1 pseudogene is annotated in these 306 nt (G+C 68.3%); it reads right to left on the reverse strand.

The annotated features are described in order from the left end of the window. Positions 1 to 306: pseudogene (locus tag ACK6C6_RS24505) on the reverse strand (IS1595 family transposase); the annotation flags it as partial.

The following is a 306-nucleotide window of genomic DNA, read 5'->3' on the forward strand; positions in this document are numbered from 1 at the left end:
GAGCCGGTCTGCCGTCTTGCGCACCGATTGGCCCTCGAGCATGCCGTCCAGGTAGTCCAGCCACTTGCCGCGATGGCGCAGCCGCGCCAGCGGCGTACCCGTCAGGGCACTGAAGGTCTTGCCGCAGGCGCAGCAGCGATAGCGCTGCACCCCGCGGTCGTGCCCGTGGCGATGCAGCCGCCGACCTTCACAGACCGGACACGACGACGGGCTTCTGGCCTCCTCGATCGTCGCACAGACACGGTCCAGTCCAACTGCCGGACGCAAAAGCGCGAGCAATTGTTCGCGCTGGCGCCTGGTCAGCTG

It is taken from the genome of Massilia sp. BHUDP2 (assembly GCF_046236355.1).
In the GTDB taxonomy this organism is placed as follows: domain Bacteria; phylum Pseudomonadota; class Gammaproteobacteria; order Burkholderiales; family Burkholderiaceae_D; genus Telluria; species Telluria varians.